Annotated in this window: 19 protein-coding genes and 1 riboswitch; of the genes, 11 read left to right on the top strand and 8 right to left on the bottom strand. The window is 48.5% G+C overall.

What is annotated here, in order from left to right:
- Positions 1–12 precede the first annotated feature (12 nt).
- Positions 13–528, bottom strand: a complete 516-nt coding sequence (gene isdC / locus MHB46_RS19015) for a heme uptake protein IsdC (RefSeq protein WP_341163119.1) — start codon at positions 526–528, stop codon at positions 13–15.
- Positions 529–927: 399 nt separating this feature from the next.
- Here isdC and MHB46_RS19010 point away from each other — a divergent pair, with 399 nt between their 5' ends.
- From MHB46_RS19010 to isdG, 4 genes are read left to right on the top strand one after another with little or no spacing between them, the layout of a single operon-like run.
- On the top strand, positions 928–1908 hold the full coding sequence (locus MHB46_RS19010; RefSeq protein ID WP_341163118.1) for an ABC transporter substrate-binding protein: 981 nt from the start codon (positions 928–930) through the stop codon (positions 1906–1908).
- 9 nt (positions 1909–1917) lie between these two features.
- Entirely contained in the window at positions 1918–2916 is a 999-nt protein-coding gene (locus MHB46_RS19005; protein WP_341163117.1) for a FecCD family ABC transporter permease, read from the top strand.
- On the top strand, positions 2913–3704 hold the full coding sequence (locus tag MHB46_RS19000) for an ABC transporter ATP-binding protein (RefSeq protein WP_341163116.1): 792 nt from the start codon (positions 2913–2915) through the stop codon (positions 3702–3704). Before MHB46_RS19005 ends, MHB46_RS19000 begins: the two co-directional genes overlap by 4 nt.
- 1 nt (position 3705) lies before the next feature.
- Positions 3706–4056: a heme oxygenase gene (gene isdG / locus MHB46_RS18995; protein WP_061831483.1), complete on the top strand. Its 351-nt coding sequence runs from the start codon at positions 3706–3708 to the stop codon at positions 4054–4056.
- Between the two features lie 219 nt (positions 4057–4275).
- Here isdG and MHB46_RS18990 read toward each other — a convergent pair whose 3' ends face one another.
- From MHB46_RS18990 to MHB46_RS18980, 4 genes are all read right to left on the bottom strand, one after another.
- A complete protein-coding gene (locus MHB46_RS18990) occupies positions 4276–5286 on the bottom strand; it encodes an MBL fold metallo-hydrolase (RefSeq protein WP_341163115.1) in 1011 nt (336 codons plus the stop codon).
- A gap of 211 nt (positions 5287–5497) precedes the next feature.
- Positions 5498–5608, bottom strand: a complete 111-nt coding sequence (cydS, locus tag MHB46_RS26265) for a cytochrome bd oxidase small subunit CydS (protein WP_007432143.1) — start codon at positions 5606–5608, stop codon at positions 5498–5500.
- A gap of 6 nt (positions 5609–5614) precedes the next feature.
- On the bottom strand, positions 5615–6646 hold the full coding sequence (locus MHB46_RS18985; RefSeq protein ID WP_103050321.1) for a cytochrome d ubiquinol oxidase subunit II: 1032 nt from the start codon (positions 6644–6646) through the stop codon (positions 5615–5617).
- The gene (locus MHB46_RS18980; protein ID WP_341163114.1) at positions 6643–7989 is read right to left on the bottom strand and encodes a cytochrome ubiquinol oxidase subunit I; all 1347 of its coding nucleotides are present in this window, start codon (positions 7987–7989) and stop codon (positions 6643–6645) included. The genes MHB46_RS18985 and MHB46_RS18980 overlap by 4 nt, the downstream gene beginning before the upstream one ends.
- A 351-nt stretch (positions 7990–8340) precedes the next feature.
- On the opposite strand from MHB46_RS18980, the gene MHB46_RS18975 reads away from it, so the two are divergent.
- From MHB46_RS18975 to MHB46_RS18960, 4 genes are all read left to right on the top strand, one after another.
- Positions 8341–8895 (top strand): MarR family winged helix-turn-helix transcriptional regulator, encoded by a 555-nt coding sequence (locus MHB46_RS18975; protein ID WP_165179344.1) that lies wholly within the window; start codon positions 8341–8343, stop codon positions 8893–8895.
- Positions 8896–8985: 90 nt separating this feature from the next.
- Positions 8986–10218: an MFS transporter gene (locus tag MHB46_RS18970; RefSeq protein WP_341163113.1), complete on the top strand. Its 1233-nt coding sequence runs from the start codon at positions 8986–8988 to the stop codon at positions 10216–10218.
- Between the two features lie 328 nt (positions 10219–10546).
- Positions 10547–11680: a virulence factor gene (locus tag MHB46_RS18965; protein WP_250260418.1), complete on the top strand. Its 1134-nt coding sequence runs from the start codon at positions 10547–10549 to the stop codon at positions 11678–11680.
- A 121-nt stretch (positions 11681–11801) separates the two neighbouring features.
- Positions 11802–12004, top strand: a riboswitch (Lysine riboswitch).
- Positions 12005–12138: 134 nt separating this feature from the next.
- Positions 12139–13605 (top strand): amino acid permease, encoded by a 1467-nt coding sequence (locus tag MHB46_RS18960; protein WP_069290395.1) that lies wholly within the window; start codon positions 12139–12141, stop codon positions 13603–13605.
- A gap of 118 nt (positions 13606–13723) precedes the next feature.
- Here the strand turns inward: MHB46_RS18960 and MHB46_RS18955 are convergent, their stop codons facing one another.
- Complete coding sequence (locus MHB46_RS18955) at positions 13724–15100, bottom strand: MFS transporter (RefSeq protein WP_341163112.1); 1377 nt, start codon at positions 15098–15100, stop codon at positions 13724–13726.
- Positions 15101–15147: 47 nt separating this feature from the next.
- Positions 15148–16275, bottom strand: a complete 1128-nt coding sequence (locus MHB46_RS18950) for a transglutaminase domain-containing protein (protein WP_341163111.1) — start codon at positions 16273–16275, stop codon at positions 15148–15150.
- Between the two features lie 280 nt (positions 16276–16555).
- On the opposite strand from MHB46_RS18950, the gene MHB46_RS18945 reads away from it, so the two are divergent.
- From MHB46_RS18945 to MHB46_RS18935, 3 genes are read left to right on the top strand one after another with little or no spacing between them, the layout of a single operon-like run.
- The gene (locus tag MHB46_RS18945; RefSeq protein WP_016820309.1) at positions 16556–16801 is read left to right on the top strand and encodes a FeoA family protein; all 246 of its coding nucleotides are present in this window, start codon (positions 16556–16558) and stop codon (positions 16799–16801) included.
- Complete coding sequence (feoB, locus tag MHB46_RS18940) at positions 16792–18801, top strand: ferrous iron transport protein B (RefSeq protein WP_341163110.1); 2010 nt, start codon at positions 16792–16794, stop codon at positions 18799–18801. The genes MHB46_RS18945 and feoB overlap by 10 nt, the downstream gene beginning before the upstream one ends.
- A 36-nt stretch (positions 18802–18837) precedes the next feature.
- Positions 18838–19014, top strand: coding sequence for a FeoB-associated Cys-rich membrane protein (locus tag MHB46_RS18935; protein WP_341163109.1), 177 nt, complete (start codon positions 18838–18840; stop codon positions 19012–19014).
- Positions 19015–19104: 90 nt separating this feature from the next.
- Here the strand turns inward: MHB46_RS18935 and xylB are convergent, their stop codons facing one another.
- Positions 19105–20628 (bottom strand): xylulokinase, encoded by a 1524-nt coding sequence (gene xylB / locus MHB46_RS18930; protein ID WP_341163108.1) that lies wholly within the window; start codon positions 20626–20628, stop codon positions 19105–19107.
- Positions 20629–20647: the final 19 nt, after the last annotated feature.

The following is a 20647-nucleotide window of genomic DNA, read 5'->3' as shown; positions in this document are numbered from 1 at the left end:
GATGGCTTGAATTTACTTCTTGGAAGATTTAGTTGATTTTGCTGACTGGACGGCTGCTATTTTTTTGACGCTTTTGGAATCAAAAGCGAAGCGGATCGTATAATCATGATCGTAGTTATACGCAGGGACAGTAACATGAATTTTAGAGATTAGCGGGCTGTTCACACTCGTAATTGGAAATTGTACGGTGCGGGTATCGGTTTTGGCATCCTTATGGATGACCTTTGTATCGATGATTTTGCCTTTGTAATCTACTTTAAACCCAGTTGTCCATTCGCTATGATTCAGCTTAATTTGCATGGTCATTTGACCTTTTTTTACATACAACTTAGCTGGTTTTTCAAAATAATCATTAGCCATGGACACCGAATCATTTTCTGCCTTGAGAATATTGTATTTGAGCGTGTATGTACCATCCGCCAATTTTGGAGAAGCCGCAGCGGCTACTACAGATGACGAAGTTGGCCAAAAGTTCAGCACACTCACCAGCAGAAACACAGCAATAATTGCAGAATACCCCTTCTTCATTTTGACAGCAGTCCCTCCCCACGAGAATAAACTAATTGATTATCATTCTCAATTAATAATTTAAAAAAAATAGCTCTTTTCGAGCTTGTCTCCCCACCTCTCTATTCCATAATTTCGCAAAATAAAGTAAACCCATCACCAATATATCTTACACTTTTCGAAAATGTCAATATGTATTTGCATGTACATAATCCCTTGATATATGCTATTTTTTAAGAAAAATTTGTAGTTCCTTCTTCTATAATTCGAATATAGGCCCTTTTATTTTTAGTTCAAAATTTATTTAAAAATTTGCTTTTTTCAATTGACAATCCCCAGTGATATTCATTATCATTCTCTTATACATAATTGAAAATGATTATCATTATTGTTTAACTCAAAAATTGCAGGAGGAATAACATGAAATCTTATATGTTGTGGTCGTCCGCAGTGCTTTTATTGGCAGTTACCGGATGTAGTAATGGTGCCTCGACCGCAGATCATAAACCAACCAGTGCATCCGTATCTGCCACTTCTGGTACGACAAGCGGTGCGGCGATTCAAGTTACTGATTTTTCAAAACGGACGTTGGCGTTTCAAAAGGTCCCACAACATATCATTGCGCTCAGCAATGGCGATCTGGATATCATATACGCATTGGGTGGAAGTGCCGTGGGCAGGCCCAACTCCAATGGACCTGCCGTCGTACCTGCTGCTGAGAACGTCCAGCAAATAGGCTCCACTCATGAAGTCGATCTGGAGAAAATTACGATGCTCAAACCGGATGTCGTGCTAGGCAATTATCCTATGAATGAAAAAGACATTCCAGCCATTGAAGGAGTCGGTTCACAGCTGCTGCTGACAGGAGCCAATTCAGTTCACGATATTCAGTCGCAAATTACGCTGTTCGGGCAATTACTGCAAAAGCAGGCTCAGGCCGTGAAGCTGAACCAGCAAATTGACCGAAAAGTAACCAAGCTGCAAAAGGAAACCGCTTCTGCCTCCAAACCGAAGGTGTTGCTCGTCTACGGAGCCCCGGCCACGTACATGGCTGCACTGCCGAATTCATTGAGTGGAAACATTCTGGAAGCTGCGGGTGGCTCTAACATCGCCGCTGATTTTCCGGGCCTGCAAAATTTCCCGCAATATGCGCAGCTGAACACAGAACGCATCATACAGGCTGACCCTGACTACATCTTCATCATGACTCATGGCAATACGGAAGATGTTAAAGCTGCATTTATAAAAGAAATGCAGGAAAATGCAGCTTGGAACGGAATCCGAGCAGTCAAAAATAATCAGGTCGAGGTTTTACCTTCAGATCTGTTCGGTACGAATCCGGGCACACGTGTCACTAAAGCGCTGGATTTGATGCATCAAAAGCTGTATCCGGCGAAATAGGCGATGGAGATGAACAAACTACAGCGCGCCAGAAGACGCACCATCGCCTGGATTACCCTTCCGATTCTACTGCTGGCCGTCTCTGTGTACGGTCTGGCCTACGGTTCGGTGTCGATTCCACTTCAAGAAATCTATCATGTTTTGCTACATAATGATGAATCTACATATCGCACGATCCTGATGGATCTCCGGCTACCTAGAGTATTAGTAGGTTTACTGGTGGGAGCTTGTCTTGCAGCTTCCGGAGCACTTCTTCAAGGTGTGATGAAAAATCCATTGGCTGACCCTGGCATTATTGGTGTATCGGCTGGAGGTGGACTTGCCGCCGTCATTACGATGGTGATGCTTCCACAGCTCAGCTACCTTCTTCCGATAACCGCCTTTTTGGGAGCCTTTCTGAGCGCAATCGTCATTTATCTGCTGGCTTGGGACCGAGGGGCATCGCCTGTTAAAATTGTGCTGGCTGGCGTTGCGATCAACGCGCTGCTGGGCGCACTCACCAACGGCGTAATGGTCATGTACAGCGACCGCGTACAGGCCGTTCTTCCTTGGCTATCCGGCGGATTAAACGGAAGAAGCTGGCATCATCTGGAGTTCATGGCGCCTTACGCCATCATTGGATTAATCGCCTCTTTCTTTGCGATTAAACCTGCTAATTTACTGCTGCTGGGCGACGATTCAGCACAGCTGCTGGGCCAGCGAGTGGAGCTTCAACGTATGCTCATTATCCTGCTTTCTGCCCTGCTTGCCGGTACAGCAGTCAGTGTAGCCGGGTTGATCGGCTTTGTAGGACTGGTTGTTCCCCACGTCATACGACTGCTGATCGGGGAAGATTATCGTTTCCTCCTTCCCCTTTCCATTGTGGGCGGCGGAACGCTGGTTGTTCTCGCAGATACGGTGGCACGATCCTGGTTTGACCCGATTGAACTGCCTGTAGGTATTTTGCTGGCCGTCATCGGGGCACCGTTCTTCTTAATCCTGCTCAAGAAACGGGGGAGTTTCGGATGACAGCCATTCAGGGTGAGCATATCTCCTTACAACATGGGTATTTCAAGCTGGACGATGTGAATATCACCTTGCCCGCTGGTCAGCTCACTGCGATCGTCGGACCGAACGGTTCAGGCAAGTCCACGCTTTTGCGGATTATGACCCGGTTGCTCAAGCAGGATCAGGGTCAGGTTTCCGTCCTCGGCAAGCCCGTGCAGGAATACAAGCGGCGTGATTTTGCCCAGACGATTACAATGCTACCGCAAATGAAGGATATGCTGCCGTTATTGACGGTCCGCGAGCTGGTCGCTTACGGAAGATCTCCTCATGCCAAGGGCTTGAGGGTACGCCATACCGGACAGGACCAGCAAATCGTGGACCATGTCATGAAGATCACGGGCATCCAGCCCTATGCAGATCGGATGTTCCATACTCTATCGGGAGGTGAACAACAAAAAGCACGAATTGCAATGGCCTTGGCCCAACAAACGGATATTCTTTTGCTCGATGAACCGACCACTTTTCTGGATATCGCCCACCAATTTGAAGTTATGGATATGCTGCGGCGTATCAATCACGAGTCCAGCTTGACGATTGTTATGGTACTGCATGATTTGCAGCAAGCTGCGGCCTATTGTCATCATATGATTGCGCTTAAAAAGGGACGAATCGCCGTTGCCGGCGAACCCCGTGAGATTTTGACGTCTGCTTTTCTTCGCGACATTTATGAAATGAACGCTACCATCAAATTTGAGAATGGCTATCCGGTTATTATACCGACCATACCACATCATTCAGGAGGAATTTAATATGGTTATCGTTACAAATACATCTAAAATCACACCGGGCAATGCACATCTACTCATCGAAAGATTTAACAAAGAAGGAAAAGTTGAAAAAATGGAAGGTTTTCTCGGTCTGGAAGTGCTGCTGACTGAAAACACGAAGGATTATGAGGAAGTAACGATCAGTACACGCTGGAAAGAAAAGGAGAACTTCCAAGGCTGGACGAAAAGCGAAGCATTCCGCGAATCCCATAGCCACCGTCAAATTCCGGACTATATTATTGAAAATAAAATCACGTTCTATGAAGTTAAAATCGTTCGTCATCCCATCGCCAACAGCGATTCCTCTTTGGCGAGTGATTCCGAAGCAGTTTAATCCTGCATTATAGCTAAAAACCAAAAAAAGCGGCTTGGCAGGCAAAATTAATTGTCCGCAGAGTCGCTTTTTTTATCAGGATTTTGCAAAATTCGATTCCAGTCGCTCCGAAGTACAAGATATAGACGAACTAAAACATTTCGATCTATATCTTATTCATTGGAAGTCGCTTATTGGATTTTTGCAAAATCCTCTTATATAAGGATTATGTCGAATTCCTCAGATTGTAGTTGAGCAGCGACGTCCAATTTTCAGCGTCTCTCCGTGCCCCAGAACATGAATGCGTTCCTTCGCAATACCCATACGCTCACGCTCCGCTTCGAGACGATCCAGCGCCTCTCTTGGCGTATCATCCGCCAGCTTGAAGGCTCCGTAGTGCATCGGAATCATCTGATCTGCGCCGCAATCTACAAACCCTTGCAATGCCTCCTCCGGTGTCACGTGCTGCGAGGTCATGAACCATTCCGGTTCATACGCACCAATCGGCATAAAGGTCAGGTCAATGGCAAAGCGCTCGCCAATCTCCTTAAACCCACGAAAATATCCAGTGTCTCCCACAAAATACAACGTCGGTGTATGCTCTGAATCTGTATTCGAATGAGGATGGGATTCCGTGACGGACGTGGCAGAGCCAATCACCTGCTGCTCATTTTGCAGAACGTATCCCCCCCAATGTGAAGTATTGGTATCAAACGGCGTGCGTCGTGTCCAATGCTGGGCTGGAACAAATGTGAAGCGTACCCCTCCTACCGTAAAATGCTCCCACCATTGCAGCTCATGACAGTTTCGAAAACCTTTGCGGATCATTTTCGCCTTTAACCCCGAAGGTACGAGCATCAGCGTATCTGCACGATATAATTTCCGCAACGATTCTAAATGTAAATGATCATAATGTGAATGAGACAGCAGAATGATGTCCAGTGGTGGTACATCCTGAATACGAATGCCAGGCGGAGCCAACCTTTTATCAAAAGCCATACGCTCTGCCCATACCGGATCGGTGACGATATTCAGCCCAAGATACTGGATGAAAAAGGTGGAATGTCCCACCCAGGTCGCTGTCGCCATCTCCCGATTGCTATGCAGGAACTCCAGCTCCGGGGGATGGTTTGGCACAACGAACGTATAATCCTTTATTTTGCTGCGTCGCTCTTGCCTCCATTGTCTGAATTGCTTGATTGTTTTATCGGTATTTACATGATCCATATTGTTAAAACGCACTTTGGGCATGATGCAGCTCCCTCCCTGATGAACCCGTTCTCCAAAAAACACAGCGGTTCCATTTAACTATATATTGTCACTCGAGTGTGAACATGAAATGATGCAACATCCTGATATATGTAAAGTATAATTCAATCACGTCTGTAAAGGAAATTCTGCGATAATACAGCAAAAACAGACCTCCCGCATCAATCAGGAAGGCCTGTTCCACCTGTAGTTGTCAGTCCTGTGGATTTTTAAAGCGTGCCGAATAAATAAACAAAAACACAATCGCCACGACAATAATGATAGGTGACTCGTACATAATCGTAAAATGCTCGAAAGCAGCCACTCTAACTCACCCTTTCTTCCCTTCATGTCCGCGCACATATTTTGCATCGAATAGAAACAATCTTAATATCAGAATCAGCGAAGGGATCAGCACCAGCAGACCCGCAACAAACGCCGTAATCAACGCATACGCCATCGTAGAATTTGTAAAGCTGTCGTAGACATTAATGTAGGGATACAGAACATACGGGAGATGCGAGCGGCCGTAGCCATACCAGGCAAATGCAAATTGCAGCATCACCAATATAAATGAAACCCCCAGATGCCGCCGCTGCCATACCAGATAAACTGCTCCCGCGAAGCATATGAAGGATGCAACAAACATCCAGGCTATGTTCAGCATATTGGTAAAATGATCTGGATTTTGTTTGTTAATCTGAAAAAATGCGAGCAGACTCGCAACAATCGTTGGACCGCTCCAAAGCAGCGCATATCCCCGTACAATTTCAAAAGCGACCTTGTCTCCCGCCCTTTTGGCATAATAGGCCAAAAACATCGCCGAGATATACAGCACGCTCACCAGCGCCAGAATAATAACCGCCCACGTGTAGGGATTACTTAATAGCTGACCCCATTGCAGGTGTACACCTGTACTGTTTTCCACAATAATGCCGCCCTCCGAAATAGCGAGAACTGTGGACAGTGCCGCCGGAATCAGCAACCCTGTCGCACCGTATAACGCCATGTAGACGATATTATTTTTACCAGAATGCCCATACGTATTGTACGCATAATACACTCCCCGGATGGCGAGAAGCACAATCGCAATACTGCCGGGAACGAGTAACGCCGTGCCATAGTAATATGCCGCATCCGGGAAGAACCCGTTTAATCCCACCACAAAAAAGATGAGAAATACGTTTGTTACCTCCCACACCGGGGATAGATACCGTTGAATAATATTGTGGATTTTGTTCTGGTGGCCTGTTAACACACTGTAAAAGCTGAAAAAACCTGCACCAAAATCAATGGATGCCACAAGCAAATATCCGAACAGGAACGTCCACAAAATGGCGATACCTACAATTTCATAGCTCACTTGCCTTCAGCCCCTTCCAGGCCCAGCTGCCTTATCTCTTCCACCGCATCCTTATTGCGGAATAGCTTGCTGAGTACCTTAATGGCCGAGAAACACAACACCAGATACAAAATAACAAACAACACCAGCATCCACCCGACACTCGTAGAAGTGGTTGCTGCTTCGGACACTTTCATATATCCGCGTAAAATCCACGGCTGTCTACCGACCTCCGCAAACATCCATCCGAGTTCAATAGCTACCATCGCCATCGGCCCCACCAGAATGAGCGCCAACAGTAGCCATCTGGGGTACGGTTTGCGGCCTGGCAAACGCTTACGGATCAGATACAGCAGTGGGATGACGAGAATCAGCACTCCTGTGGTGATCTTGAGGTCAAACATATAATGAATAGACAGCGGCGGACGCTCCTCCACCGGATAGTCATTTAATCCCTTAACCTCCGTACTGGGCAAATTACCAGCCAACACACTAAGTGCATAAGGCACTTTCAAGGCATATTTGATTTCACCGTTCTTATCCATGTATCCGCCATATACGAAGGGGGCGTGCGTCATCGTATCAAAATGCCATTCGGCGGCAGCCAGCTTCTCCGGCTGATATTTGGCCAGAAATTTACCGGATGCGTCTCCAATCATCACGGTGCTGATGGCAAACACAATGGTACAGATGGCCGTCAGCTTTAGCGCCTTTTTAAAATAAGGGTGATTACGCCCTCGCAGCATGCTGTAAGCAGCCAGCCCCATCAGCACACCAGCGCTCAATGTATACGAAGAAGCCAATACATGGGACACTTTGGTTGGCGTAGCCGGATTTAGCATAGCCTCGATGGGATGAATATTTGTCATGACTCCATTTTTGAGTGTAAAGCCTTGAGGTTGGTTCATGAACGAGTTCACAGTCGTAATAAAAACCGCTGAGGCAGACGAGGCAATCGCTACCGGGATGAGCAGCATTAGGTGAAAATATTTGCTTTTAAACCGATCCCAGGTATACAAGTAGATGCCCAGGAATATAGCTTCGATGAAAAAAGCAAACGTCTCCAAAAACAGGGGCAGCGCAATCGCTTGTCCAGCCACCCGCATAAAGGTGGGCCAAAGCAAGCTGAGCTGCAGACCAATGGAGGTGCCTGTAACGACACCCACGGCAACGGTAATGACAAACCCTCGTGCCCACCGTCGGGCCAGCAGTGTATAATGCGGATCACCAGTTCGCAGCCCGCGCCATTCTGCTAGTGCAATCATTAAGGGTACGCCGACGCCGATGGATGCAAATACGATATGAACAAACAGGGTAATTCCGGTCAGCATCCGGCTTAGCAATACAGGGTCCAGTGAAGACAAATGGGTTTCACTCCTTCATTTCACATTTTAAACATCGCAGATCACTCTGGATTACCAACTAAGGAGTCAAGCGAGCTATGCTTTTAATTACGGCATATAGCATGATGGCCGCAATTACTATACATACAATAATGAGCGTTCTTTCCTGCTTGCGGAACATAGGAACGCCTCCTTCACTTATCTATTGGCGCATTTTGGTAACCTATTCACAGTTTGGTTCATTCTATCGAGTTTTAACCCTGCTTCTGCATTGAATGTAGCAGTATTTCTTTTTAGATATTGTTTTATGCATTTCAATACGCTATATTGATATATAGTTAGATAACCTAATTATATGAAAAGAGTGAATGTATGCCACCAAAACAAAGTAAGCGGGACACCGTCCAGCAACCTCTTCCCCGTCTGGGTCCAGAACCTTATCTGGAGTTAATGGATCAAACTGCCCTTGCAGGAACGGATCGAAAACTTGCCCGCATGGGTCTCTTCTTGCTATGGACGAGCGATAACGTGCTCGACGCGATCGATCTAGATCTATCTGCTTACGGCCTCACAGAGAGTAAGCTCGATCTGTTGTTGCTGTTGACACTGCACCAATCTCAGGCTCAGATGAGCCCCTCTATGATTGCCGACCGTCTAGGAATCCGGCGTGCATCTGTTACATCCCTCCTGGACTGGACAGAGCAACGAGGATGGATTATCAGAGAACATAATTCTACAGATCGACGTAAAATTCATGTACGCATTACAGAAGCGGGTTCTCATCTTGTACAGCAGGTGCTCCCTGTTTTTTGGTCTTCCTGTGCTTCACTAGCGAGTATTTTGGAGCCTGAGGAGCAGGTCGTTTTTTCACGGATTATAGAAAAAATCCATCATTATATGGAAGGCAGACTGGGGGTGGGCAGATAAATTTTTTTAAACATATAATTAGGTTATCTAATATATTCAATTGTTTGTATTAACAAGCTGCTTATTTTATGATTAAGGAGTGTTTAATTAATGAGTAAATTACGAACCCATCATACCGTTATACAGAAAGGAAATGTTGCTCTCCCTTATGCATGGATGACTGTAATCCTATGTTGGTCGGCGGTTGTCGTCATGTCCAGCCTGTATGTGACGATCCCTTTGCTCCCTTTCTTTGCTAAAGTATTTGGAAAAACGCTTGCTGAAGCAGCCCTGCCGGGCAGTATCTTTTCCTTAGGCTTTGCGGCAGGATGTCTTGTTTATGGTGGATTGTCTGACCGCTTTGGACGAAAGCAGGTTATCGTCACCGGACTGCTCGCGCTAACGATTATTTCTTTGTCCATCAGTTTAACCAGTCAGTATTCTGTATTGGTTATACTGCGCTTGCTTCAAGGTTTGGCTGCAGCCACCTTTTCTCCCGTTGCTCTCGCATACGCCGTCGATATGTTTCCGGCCGAAAAACGGGTAACAGCTATCGGCTTTATCAGCACCGGTTTTCTAGTAGCGGGCATTGCTGGACAGGTATTTAGTATTGTCATCAGCGAACAAATGGGATGGAATACGGTATTTCGGATGCTAGGCGTTTTGTATGCAATTACCTTCCTAATCGTCCTTTTTTTCCTACCTAAAACCCCTTCCCCTCAACGAGGTATTCGCATTTGGTCAGCTTTCAGTCAATTAGGGACCGTCCTGCGCTCGTATCCTTTATGGTTAACCTACACGGTCGCTTTTGTTCTCCTGATGTCCTTTGTGAGCATGTATACGGTTTTGGGTAGCTATCTTAGCGGCCCTGAATTTGGCCTGAATAGCCGACAGATGCTTTATGTCAGATCCGCTGGTATCATCGGCATGCTTCTTTCACCATTCGCCGGAAAGCTGGGCGAGAAATTCGGTGTGCATATTATATTACGTACAGCCCTTATTCTTGCTATCCTCAGTTTGGCACTAATGGGAATGACGCATTCTCTGATAGCTATCGTAGTATTGAGTGTATGTTTTGTCAGCGGCATTGCCCTGAGTGTCCCTTCACTTATAGCAATCGTCGGCCAGCTCGGCGGTGCAGCAAGGGCTATAGCCGTCTCACTGTATACCTTCGTCCTGTTTGCCGGTACGAGTCTAGCCCCTACGCTTTCCATTCGTTTGATGGGAAATGGCAGTAATCAGACAACTACATTTATGATGCTGGCAGCTGTTCTGTCTGTGGGCTTTATCGCCTCCGTGCTCATTCGCAGCCACCAGAACGATCCGCTGAAGCGGGATGCATAGTACAGCATCAAACTATAAACCGAACTTAAAAGCTACCTATAGTGCCACTGCGTAGTCGGATGGTACTTCCCATCGCCACCGCTACGCTTGGATAGCACCATTCCGCCTACTCCGTTTTCATGTTCATTTTTCGAGTTTGGCTTATATAGCATCCTGTTTTTATTAAAAAACTCCATATTCATCAGACAAGTTTACCCGAATTAGTGTGAGATATGTCATTGTGTTTTTCCTGTATACACGAACTTATCTTTGGAGACATTCGCAGAATGAGTTACAATACAGATAAGCTATATATGGAGAACTTTTGAACAGGAGGCTGTACTGAGCTATGAAAATAACATCTATCGAGCCAACTCCCAGTCCGAACACCATGATGCTGCATCTGGATGAGCGACTGGAAGCGGGTATCCGCAGAACATATACACGGGACAATGAGCGTTCCGCTCCCCCATTTATCCGGCGCATGCTGGGCATTGAAGGGGTCAAAAGTGTGTTTCATACGACTGACTTTGTAGCCCTTGACCGCAAAGGGAATGCAGATTGGTCAACCATTCTGGGTCAAGTCCGGGATCGGCTAGGCGAGGAAGGCGCTGACGCCAATTGGGATTTGCCAGAGGAAACCTCTGGAGAAGCATTTGGCGAGGCACAGGTCTTTGTGCAATTTTTCCGTGGTATTCCAATGCAAATTCGAGTCAAGGCGGGGCAGCAGGAGGAACGAATTTCCTTGTCCGACCGCTTCGTGCAGGCCGTTACCCGTGTAGCGAGTGCAACGCTGATCAAGGAACGCAAGCTGAGCGATTACGGCGTCCGCTACGGTGAACTGCCGGACATTGCACGCGAGGTCGAGCAGGAATTGGAGGCAGCCTTTCCGCAAGAGCGGCTGGAGCAGATTATCCAACAGGCGATTGCCCACGGCGCAAACAACAGCGAATTCGTGGAGGAGCGCCGCGAGTGGAGCGATGCCGAGCTGGAGAAGGCCCTGCAGCACGAGGATTGGCGCACACGCTACGCTGCGCTGGATCGGCTGGAGCCGACGCCTGAGCATTTGCCGCTTATCCGGCAAGCGCTGCATGACGATAAAATGCAGCTGCGGCGGCTGGGCGTCGTCTATCTGGGCGATATTCGCTCACCGGAGGCGATGGATCTGCTAGCCGAGGCGCTACGCGATCCTTCGGCGGCAGTACGCCGCACCGCAGGCGACACGTTGTCAGACATCGGCGACCCGGTCGCTACCAGCGCAATGATCGGAGCCCTGTCGGATAGCAGCAAGTTGGTGCGCTGGCGGGCGGCACGTTTTTTATACGAGGTTGGAACCGAGGATGCACGTGATGCGCTGGAGAAGGCTGTCGATGATCCCGAATTCGAGGTTAGTCTGCAGGCTAAAATGGCGCTGGAACGCATCGAATCAGGCGAACAAGCCGCGGGCACAGTTTGGCAGCAGATGGCCAAGCGGAACTCTTAATTTTAGATTCTACGAGTGATTTTCAAAAAATTGTCGATTGTCAGAAGATGTACAGGTACGATATACTGTAGTTCGCTATACAATAAAATATCATGTCATACACCTCATCAACCCTGTTTTATGATGAGGTAGAGGTCGCGGATGTAATCAGTACACCGGAGGAGACGATAAGAGCCGTCTGAGATTCCAGTGGAAAGGTACACCCGCCGAAGTATGCGGAGCTGACTCTTTGTAAATACTCCGAATGCTGGGGCTGCTAACCGAAAGGAGCAGAACTGTCACACGCTGTCCTAACACAGACACGTGTGTTGAGCTATCTTGTTATAGAAGAAGGTATGGTGCGGAATGCATAGACAAAACCGCAGGCGTATTCCCTGCGGTTTTTTGATTTATATACTCCCCCTCCTTCTGGCTCTTGCCCTGACATGAAATACAATTTCATGAAGGAGTGTTTAAACGTGCAACACAAAGCAACACCTGACGCAACCTTGCGTAAAAGTCTCAAAGCCCGCCATATGACGATGATCGCCCTCGGCGGCTCTATCGGTACGGGCCTGTTCCTCGCCAGTGGAGGCGCGGTTGCCGAAGCTGGACCCGGCGGTGCGCTGCTGGCTTATGCAGCAGTTGGCCTCATGGTCTACTTCCTTATGACCAGCCTCGGTGAGTTGGCTACATTTATGCCTGAATCCGGCTCTTTTAACACCTATGCAGGTCGCTTCGTCGATCCGGCTTTTGGTTTCGCCATGGGCTGGAACTTCTGGTACAACTGGGCGGTGACGATTGCTGCCGAATTAGCAGCAGCGACCGTGCTCATCAAATATTGGTTCCCGGAAAGCCACTCTGCCTGGTGGAGTCTGTTATTCCTAGCCGTAATCTTCGCGTTGAACGCATTGACAGTCAAAGGCTACGGTGAGTCTGAATACTGGTTCGCCATGATTAAAATTGTGACCGTGGTCATCTTTTTGACCGTAGGTGTACTGATGATCTTCGGTATTATGGGTGGCCCTGCGGTCGGCTTTGCCAACTTCACGGTAGGAGACGCCCCGTTCCATGGCGGATTCTTTGCTGTATTGGGCGTATTCATGGCAGCGGGCTTTTCCTTTCAGGGAACGGAGCTGATTGGGGTAGCCGCTGGAGAGAGCGAAAATCCGCGTGAAAATGTGCCGCGCGCCATCCGTCAAATCTTTTGGCGCATCCTGTTCTTTTATATTCTCGCGATTCTCGTGATTGGATTGATCATTCCATACACCAATCCAAATCTGCTGCGGGGAGATATCAGTGACATCGGGGTCAGCCCGTTCACGCTCGTATTTGAAAAAGCAGGGCTTGCGATTGCTGCTTCTGTTATGAACGCCGTTATTTTGACTTCCGTATTATCGGCAGGTAACTCGGGTATGTACGCGGCAACTCGGGTACTATACGCTTTGGCACGGGAAGGTAAAGCCCCGCGTTTCCTCGGACGTATCAATAGACGCGGCATTCCTATGAATGCGCTACTGATCACGACCGCTGTCGGTATGCTAGCCTTTCTCGCCTCCCTGTATGGAGACGGTGTAGTCTATAACTGGCTGCTGAATGCTTCTGGAATGTGTGGGTTTATTACGTGGGTCGGGATTGCAGTCAGCCATTATCGTTTCCGCCGTGCCTTTACTGCACAGGGCCACAGTCTGAGTGAGCTTCCATACAAAGCCCGCTGGTTCCCGTTTGGGCCGTTGTTTGCCTTCGCTCTGTGTATCATTGTCATTATCGGGCAAGGGGCGGATGCCTTCACCGGACAGGAGATTGACTGGAAAACGATGATCGCTACGTATATGAGTGTGCCGCTGTTCCTTCTGCTATGGCTCGGCTACAAATGGATCAAACGTACTAAAATCGTTCCGTTAAAAGAATGTGATTTGAGTCCAGATGCTTCTTCGGATAAATAATAGAAAACAGTAAAAAAAGCCCGTCTCCACATATCAGGGAAAACACGCTGGTAAGCCTGGTCCAAGACCGTTTATCCGCATTTTCACCTGTATATGCCCGGAGACGGGCTTTTTCTGTTTATTTGGAGGAAGGTTCCAATGAAGCTGACAAAGACATGGATAAGGCACGACGACTAAAAACACCGTATATAACAGCAATCAGCGTCAGCACTGCAGAAAACAAGTACAAATTAACGATGCCTAGATGATCTGCAATCCAGCCCATTAACAGGAGCGAAATACAAAAGGTCAAACTTGTCAGTGTGGCCTGGGCAGACAGCACCTTGGGCAAATCTTGTACGGACACACTCATTTGCATCATCGTGCGGCGGGATACGACGGACATTTCCGCAGGTAGTCCCATCAGCAACACGATAAGCAGCGTCAGTGGCGGTAATGTGTTCAGTGCATACCATGCTGTCAGCAGCCCGTAGCCTGCCATCCCCGCCAACATGGCGGGCAGCAGCCTGCGCTGCAAATGCTTGACGCAGGCGAGGACAACGATGCCGCCGCCAATCGCTCCTGCAAAATACGCTGCATTGATGTATCCCCACCATGCCTCGCTCTTGTGCAAAACCTGCTGGGCGAAAGCAAGCGTGAACGCGCCTACCCAAACCGAACCCCCTAGAAGGTCAATCATATCCATAAAAATAAGAGCTTTCAGTCTGCGACTGGCTCCGATAAGGCTCCAGCCTTCACGAAGTATTTCCTTTTTACGTTTGGGAGGTAGTGCATGGCTCTCTGATTCCGGCCCATACAGTGTATCTTCCAACTGTGCAGGAGGCAAGTCATGATGCCCTTGTCCGGGCTCAGTACCAGTTTCGGAAACCGAAACATCTCCACCTCGCACCCTTGTTCCAGGTTGCAGTAAATAATGGGCTTTACCCTCTAATGGATCTCGAATCAAGCTGGTGAAGATCATTGCTACCATATAGAGTCCGCCAGCCACTAGCAGTGTTTTTTCCGAGCCTAGCATGGCTACGAGCACACCACTAAGCCCCCACCCCGCTAATTGCACCGTCTGATCGCTGACCGATACCAGACTGTTTGCCCGCATGAGTCCTTCCCCGGACGCAAGGCGAGGAATCAGCGCATTACGCGCAGGCGTGGTCCAGCCGTCCAGAAAGGACATGGCTGCTACCAACGTAAACACAATCACCCATATCGGCTCCGTACCCGCTGACCACAAGTGGCCCAGCAGAACAGCGAAGAAAACCAGTTGTCCGAACTGAGAAACGAATAAAATAAAAGGAAGCTGGAATCGGGCCAAAATGAGCGGTGCTAAAAAGCCGCTGATCATCTGTGCTCCCATTCGCAGCAACGGAACGAGCACCGAAGAGAAGATGGAGTCCGTTTCATGAAAAACCAGAGACACAAGTGCCATAATGTAAAGAATGTCGGCCGCATTAGACATGGTCTGCGTGCCAAGCAAATAGGTAAAGGAACGCTTGTGCATATAAATAAAATACTCCTTTGTTAATGTAGCTTTTTACAGCAAGATGATCAGGTCCATTTCAGGGTTACACGAAGATTGCCGGTACTTCCTAGATCCGTAATCTGATAGGAAATGGATTTCAAACCGAGTTGATATAAGGATTGTAAATCCTCCTTGAGACTTCGCTCCGTTCCCTGATAGGCAAAGGTAAGTGTCATCCCTCCCTTATTTACAATCTTACGTACCTGTTCCTTAATGTCGGCAGATGATTTAACCAGACCCTTGCCGTCTTGCAGCGGATATTCGAGGGTATTGTACAGTTTTTGATACACAGCAGCCTTTGATCCTCCGGCAGTTACCAGTGCTGATAAGGTTTCCCGATACGATGTATTCGCTTGAGGATAAGGCTTAACCCAGGAGTGATCCCGCCGCATTTCGGTATCCGTCAGCAGATAATATGAAGTGCTTACCTCGTTCGCGCGATCCGGGGTTGGATCATCCCATGTCGTATCCATGTGATACCATCGACCATCTAATAAAACCAGATTCCATGCATGCAGCTGGCCCCCTGCTCTTCCTTCCACAATCCGGTTCGTAATGCCTGCACGTTCCAGCATTTTATAGGCCAGCAGTGAATAACCCTGACAGACCGTGCTTCCCGTTTTCAGGCCATCATAGGCTGTGTACTTTTGCTGTGCTTCATCATACTTCAGGCGAACGACGATCCAATCATGAATGGCCTTTACCTTCTCATGATCCGTCATTCCCTTCGTAATAATATCCCCCAGCACCGCTTTAACTGTGCTATCCACATATGCTGTCTGTTCCTTCGTCTCCCGGTAGCTTAGACGAATCGTAACCTGAGCGGAGGTCGTTGTACCTGTATAGCTGAATGCGTAGCTTTTGATCGTATAATTCACATACGGATCGCTCTCCATGGCCTGTTGGATGGCCGTCTGTAATTGCTGCTTGAGACCGTTCACTCGCCCTTGATATGTAAAGGTCAGCGTTTCACTCCGCGTAGCCATTGCCTGTAAAAGCTTGTTCTGAAGCTGCTGCGATGATACGGATGGAGCCGGCTTAACCGACGTCGCATACACATTGCTGCCCCACTCCACAGCCTGCGGCAGCAACACAGCCAGCGCTGCACCCGCAACCAGACATTTTACAAGCCTAACCCCGATTTTTCTGTTCATACAGAGCGTTCCTGCCCTTCTTAGCATAGTTGTAAACAGCTATATCTTACCATAAAAACAGTTGCCCCAAACGCTCTAGTTTTGTCGGTTGCAGACGAGTAAGGGTGCAGTTCAAGACAGGTTGTGACATCATACTCGGCTATATAACAGATCGGATAATGAGCAGACATGTCGTTCGTAGAGAGTTTTATCACAGCAATCTAGACTTCCTCATGATATGGTACTGGCATCGGAAGTAAATGATATTGATTCTCATTCTAGATCAGAAAGGCTGAGCACCATGCCAGAATGTATCTCACTCCTTCGTACGCCACTGGGTCAGACTGTGCGTTTGCAATCTCTCGCCCCTCTTCATCCCTCATTGCGCCGCCGCTTAACAGACATGGGCATTAACGAAGGTTCCATCATACGGTTAAAAAAAATCAGTTTATTGGGCGGTCCTATTGTCATTGAATGCAACGGCCAGCTGGTCGGCCTTCGCCAAAATCAGGTGAAACAACTGGAGGTTGTTCCAACATGGACATGATCGCTCTATTCGGTAATCCCAACACAGGAAAAACCTCATTATTTAACAAGCTGACTCGTACGTATGCAGAAGTAGGAAACTGGTCCGGCGTCACAGTGGAAAAGAAAACAGGAATCCTGCGTGACAAGTCTGCCGTATTGGTGGATTTGCCGGGCGCCTACTCTTTACTCCCTCTTTCGCTGGATGAAGGTGTCGCAACTCGATATTTGCTGGAAGAACCTCCTACGGCCCTGATCAACATTGTGGATGCCTCCCAGCTCCAGCGTAATCTCTATCTGACCGTACAACTACTGGAGTATGGCCGTCCGCTTGTACTTGGCTTAAACATGACTGACGTAGCCGATGCCACGGGTCTTCGTGTAAACAAGGAATTGTTAGCCGATCAATTGAACGTTCCCATCATTCCTATGGTGGCGCGTACAGGCAGTGGAAGTAAGCAAATGCTCGCTTCTCTTCGGGAGGTAAGACGTACATCCAATGCTTTTCAATTGGACTACGGCCCTACCGTTGAAGCTGCTATTACCGATATTTGCGACTTGCTGCCAAATGCACCTGTGCCGCAACTGCGGTGGGCCGCACTGCAATGTCTGGAAGGCAATCCTGTCGTCATGGAATGGATGACGAATGAGGTACAGCGTGAACAAGTAACTGCACGCATCCACCGTTGCGAGGAAGAACTTCTCGGTGAAGGTCATGCCATCACCCCTGCTCAGCATATTCGTTCTGTACGAACAGCATGGATTGCTGATCTGTGCACCAAGGCACTCGACACCTCCAAACTCAGACCGCACAGCTTGACGGATAGGCTGGATTCACTATTAACTCACCGATATCTGGGGATTCCGATCTTTTTGCTGTTGATGTACGCTACCTTCAAGTTCACCTTCGATTGGGCGGGTACGATCCTTTCAGATATGCTGGATGGATTTTTTTCAGGGACACTCAGCACTTGGATTTCTGAGTTACTCGTTCACTTGAACGCGTCTGCTTTTACGCAAAGTCTAGTCGTGGACGGCATCGTGGCTGGAGTCGGGGGTGTGCTTGTTTTTCTGCCTCAAATTGCTATTTTATTTCTGATAATTTCAGTGATCGAAGACTCTGGTTATATGGCACGGGTCACGATACTCATGGATCGCCTGATGCAAGCCGTTGGCTTGAACGGGAAAAGCTTCATTCCCTTCATCATCGGATTTGGCTGCAATGTCCCTGCGATTATGGCGGCACGCACCATTGAACAGCCCAGAGAACGCCTCATTACCACATTGCTGGTGCCCTTTATGTCGTGTTCAGCCCGCCTGCCGGTATATGCGTTGTTTGCGGGTGTGTTTTTCCCAACACATGCGGCAAGCATCATCATGCTGATGTATGTGTTAGGAATCATCGTTTCACTTATACTTGCCAAAATTTTTTCCAAAGTATCCATTTTGTCGGGTGAGCCCTCCCTCTTCATCGTGGAACTTCCTCCCTATCGAGTGCCGCAGGCTCTTACACTATTCCGCATCACATGGGAGAAGGTCAAAGGCTTCGTCCGTAAAGCCGGAACCATTATTCTTGCAGGTTCCGTTGGCATCTGGCTCTTGTCCAATTTCGGTCCGCAGGGCTTCGGGGCAGAAATGAATGACAGCCTGCTTGCCACCGTTGGGGGTTGGTTCGCTCCATTACTGGCCCCTCTCGGTTTTGGCACCTGGCAAGCAGGAGCTTCCCTGCTCACAGGCTTTATGGCCAAGGAAGTTGTCGTATCAACGATGAATATTATTTACCACGTTCCCGATATGCAGGGACTTGAACTACAAGTCAGACAGGCCTTTACACCGCTTGCCTCTTTTAGCTTTATGGTGTTCATTCTGCTGTATGTTCCGTGTCTGGCTACGGTAGCGGTCATTCGTAAAGAAACCCTTTCGTGGCGTTGGACCGCATTTTCTGTGATCTATCCATTGACCGTCGCATATATCATCGCTGTCTTGATCTATCAATGTGGCAGATTATTAGGTTGGGGTTAAGTCAGGCCCTATAGTAAATAAAAGGAAGTGGATTCCATGATCAATATCAGCATTTTATTGGTGATCCTCGGTTATAGCGCGTGGGTGTTGGTACGATTTTTACGAAAAAGCCGTCAAGGCGCCTGTGCGGGGTGTTCGTCGAGCAAGTCATGTCCTGGCTGTGCCGTGAGTTCTATGAATGAAGATCATGCGAAAATCAAGAAAAGTATTTAATTCAAAAACTCATCATTACATGAAAAAAGCGGCTCCGGGGGTTTCTTACACCCGGAGCCGCTTCTTATTTACGCTTAAAGCTCACCGTATTCACCGATATACTGCCAAATGCTCACTTAGCTCTCGCGTGTGCAAGTAAACTTCACGGTACAGCTCGTATAGGCCTTCATACTGTGCCACACGTTCTGGGTTCGGGGAATATCTCGCTGCTTCACGCAGAAAAGCTTCAGCGCACGCTTGCAGAGATTCAAACCAGCCGCTACCATAAGCAGCCAGCATGGCCGCTCCCAAGGCAGGTCCCTGTTCGCTTTCCAGCTTGATGATATCCGCGTTAAAAATATCTGCCTGCATTTGCAGCCATGCCTCATTACGCGCACCGCCGCCGATGGAGATTACCTCATTCACCGTTTTGCCCGTTCCTCTCAGAATATCAATGGATTCCTTGAGCGAAAACGTTATTCCTTCCAGCACCGCTCGTGTAAAATGCACAAGCTTATGCCCCGCATCCATCCCGATAAAGCTGCCTCGAATGGTTGCATCCGGATGAGGTGTACGTTCGCCGACGATATAAGGCGTGAACAGCAGCCCTTGGCTGCCCGGCTCAACAGAGTTCACATCTGACAACAGTGCATCAAAAGAATGCTCTGGTGCAAAGGTATCCTTAAACCAGGTCAAGCTGTATCCGGCCGCGAGCGTAACCCCCATAATATAATAAGCATCCTGCTCACTATGATTAAAAAAATGTGCCCGTCCCTGCACATCAATATCCTTACGTTCCTCATAGGAAAGTACAACCCCTGAGGTGCCGATGCTGCACAGGGTGCGGCCTTCGCTCAAAATGCCAGCGCCAATCGCGCCACATGCGTTGTCCGCACCACCTGCAAAGACCTTCGTTTCAGGCGAAAGCCCGCTCTGCTCCGCAATCTCCGGCAGTAGTGTACCCGTCTGATCAAAGGATTCCACCAGCGGCGGGAACAGCGACAACGGTAGGTCAAACGCGGCAGCGATCTCTTCGCTCCACTGCTTGTTCGCAATATCCAGCAGCAGCGTGCCCGCCGCATCCGAGTACTCCGTCGCCAGCTCTCCTGTCAGACAGTAGCGCACATAATCCTTGGGCAGCATAAAATGTGCCGCACGGGCCAGCACGTCTGGCTCATGCTCCTGCACCCACAGCAGCTTGGGTAGCGTGAAGCCTTCCAGCGCGCGATTACGTGCGATGTTCAGCAGCTCCGATCCGAGCTTTTCTTCAATACGACGGCATTGTGCTGTTGTACGCGTGTCATTCCACAGAATAGCCGGACGAAGCACTTGGCCCTCCTTGTCAGTCAGCACAAGACCGTGCATCTGTCCCGAAAAGCTAATACCGTCCACGGCATCTGTGCCGCCGATTCCAGCCTTCTCCACAAGCTGTTTCAGTGATGCTAACGTGCCACTGACCCAGTCCTCAGGGTGCTGTTCGCTATATCCTGCCTTCGGCTGATGGAGCGGATAAGACTGGGAGGTTTCATAAGCCACCTGCCCCTTACGGTTGACCAGCACCGTTTTGACCGCGCTGGTACCCAAATCTACGCCGATGACATAGCGTTCCTGCTCCTGATTCAGCTTCTCCTGCATTGGAGTTCCTCCTTCCCTG

Source organism: Paenibacillus sp. FSL H7-0703 (genome assembly GCF_038003485.1).
Lineage (GTDB): Bacteria > Bacillota > Bacilli > Paenibacillales > Paenibacillaceae > Paenibacillus > Paenibacillus polymyxa_B.
Note: the sequence above shows the minus strand (reverse complement) of the source record. Positions and strands in the feature narration are given on the sequence as shown.

Coding starts and splice junctions, on each gene's coding strand:
- isdC (WP_341163119.1), bottom strand. CDS start 528: ATGAAGAAGGGGTATTCTGCAATTATTGCTGTGTTTCTGCTGGTGAGT.
- MHB46_RS19010 (WP_341163118.1), top strand. CDS start 928: ATGAAATCTTATATGTTGTGGTCGTCCGCAGTGCTTTTATTGGCAGTT.
- MHB46_RS19005 (WP_341163117.1), top strand. CDS start 1,918: ATGAACAAACTACAGCGCGCCAGAAGACGCACCATCGCCTGGATTACC.
- MHB46_RS19000 (WP_341163116.1), top strand. CDS start 2,913: ATGACAGCCATTCAGGGTGAGCATATCTCCTTACAACATGGGTATTTC.
- isdG (WP_061831483.1), top strand. CDS start 3,706: ATGGTTATCGTTACAAATACATCTAAAATCACACCGGGCAATGCACAT.
- MHB46_RS18990 (WP_341163115.1), bottom strand. CDS start 5,286: ATGCCCAAAGTGCGTTTTAACAATATGGATCATGTAAATACCGATAAA.
- MHB46_RS18975 (WP_165179344.1), top strand. CDS start 8,341: ATGCCACCAAAACAAAGTAAGCGGGACACCGTCCAGCAACCTCTTCCC.
- MHB46_RS18970 (WP_341163113.1), top strand. CDS start 8,986: ATGAGTAAATTACGAACCCATCATACCGTTATACAGAAAGGAAATGTT.
- MHB46_RS18965 (WP_250260418.1), top strand. CDS start 10,547: ATGAAAATAACATCTATCGAGCCAACTCCCAGTCCGAACACCATGATG.
- MHB46_RS18955 (WP_341163112.1), bottom strand. CDS start 15,100: ATGCACAAGCGTTCCTTTACCTATTTGCTTGGCACGCAGACCATGTCT.
- MHB46_RS18950 (WP_341163111.1), bottom strand. CDS start 16,275: ATGAACAGAAAAATCGGGGTTAGGCTTGTAAAATGTCTGGTTGCGGGT.
- MHB46_RS18945 (WP_016820309.1), top strand. CDS start 16,556: ATGCCAGAATGTATCTCACTCCTTCGTACGCCACTGGGTCAGACTGTG.
- feoB (WP_341163110.1), top strand. CDS start 16,792: ATGGACATGATCGCTCTATTCGGTAATCCCAACACAGGAAAAACCTCA.
- MHB46_RS18935 (WP_341163109.1), top strand. CDS start 18,838: ATGATCAATATCAGCATTTTATTGGTGATCCTCGGTTATAGCGCGTGG.
- xylB (WP_341163108.1), bottom strand. CDS start 20,628: ATGCAGGAGAAGCTGAATCAGGAGCAGGAACGCTATGTCATCGGCGTA.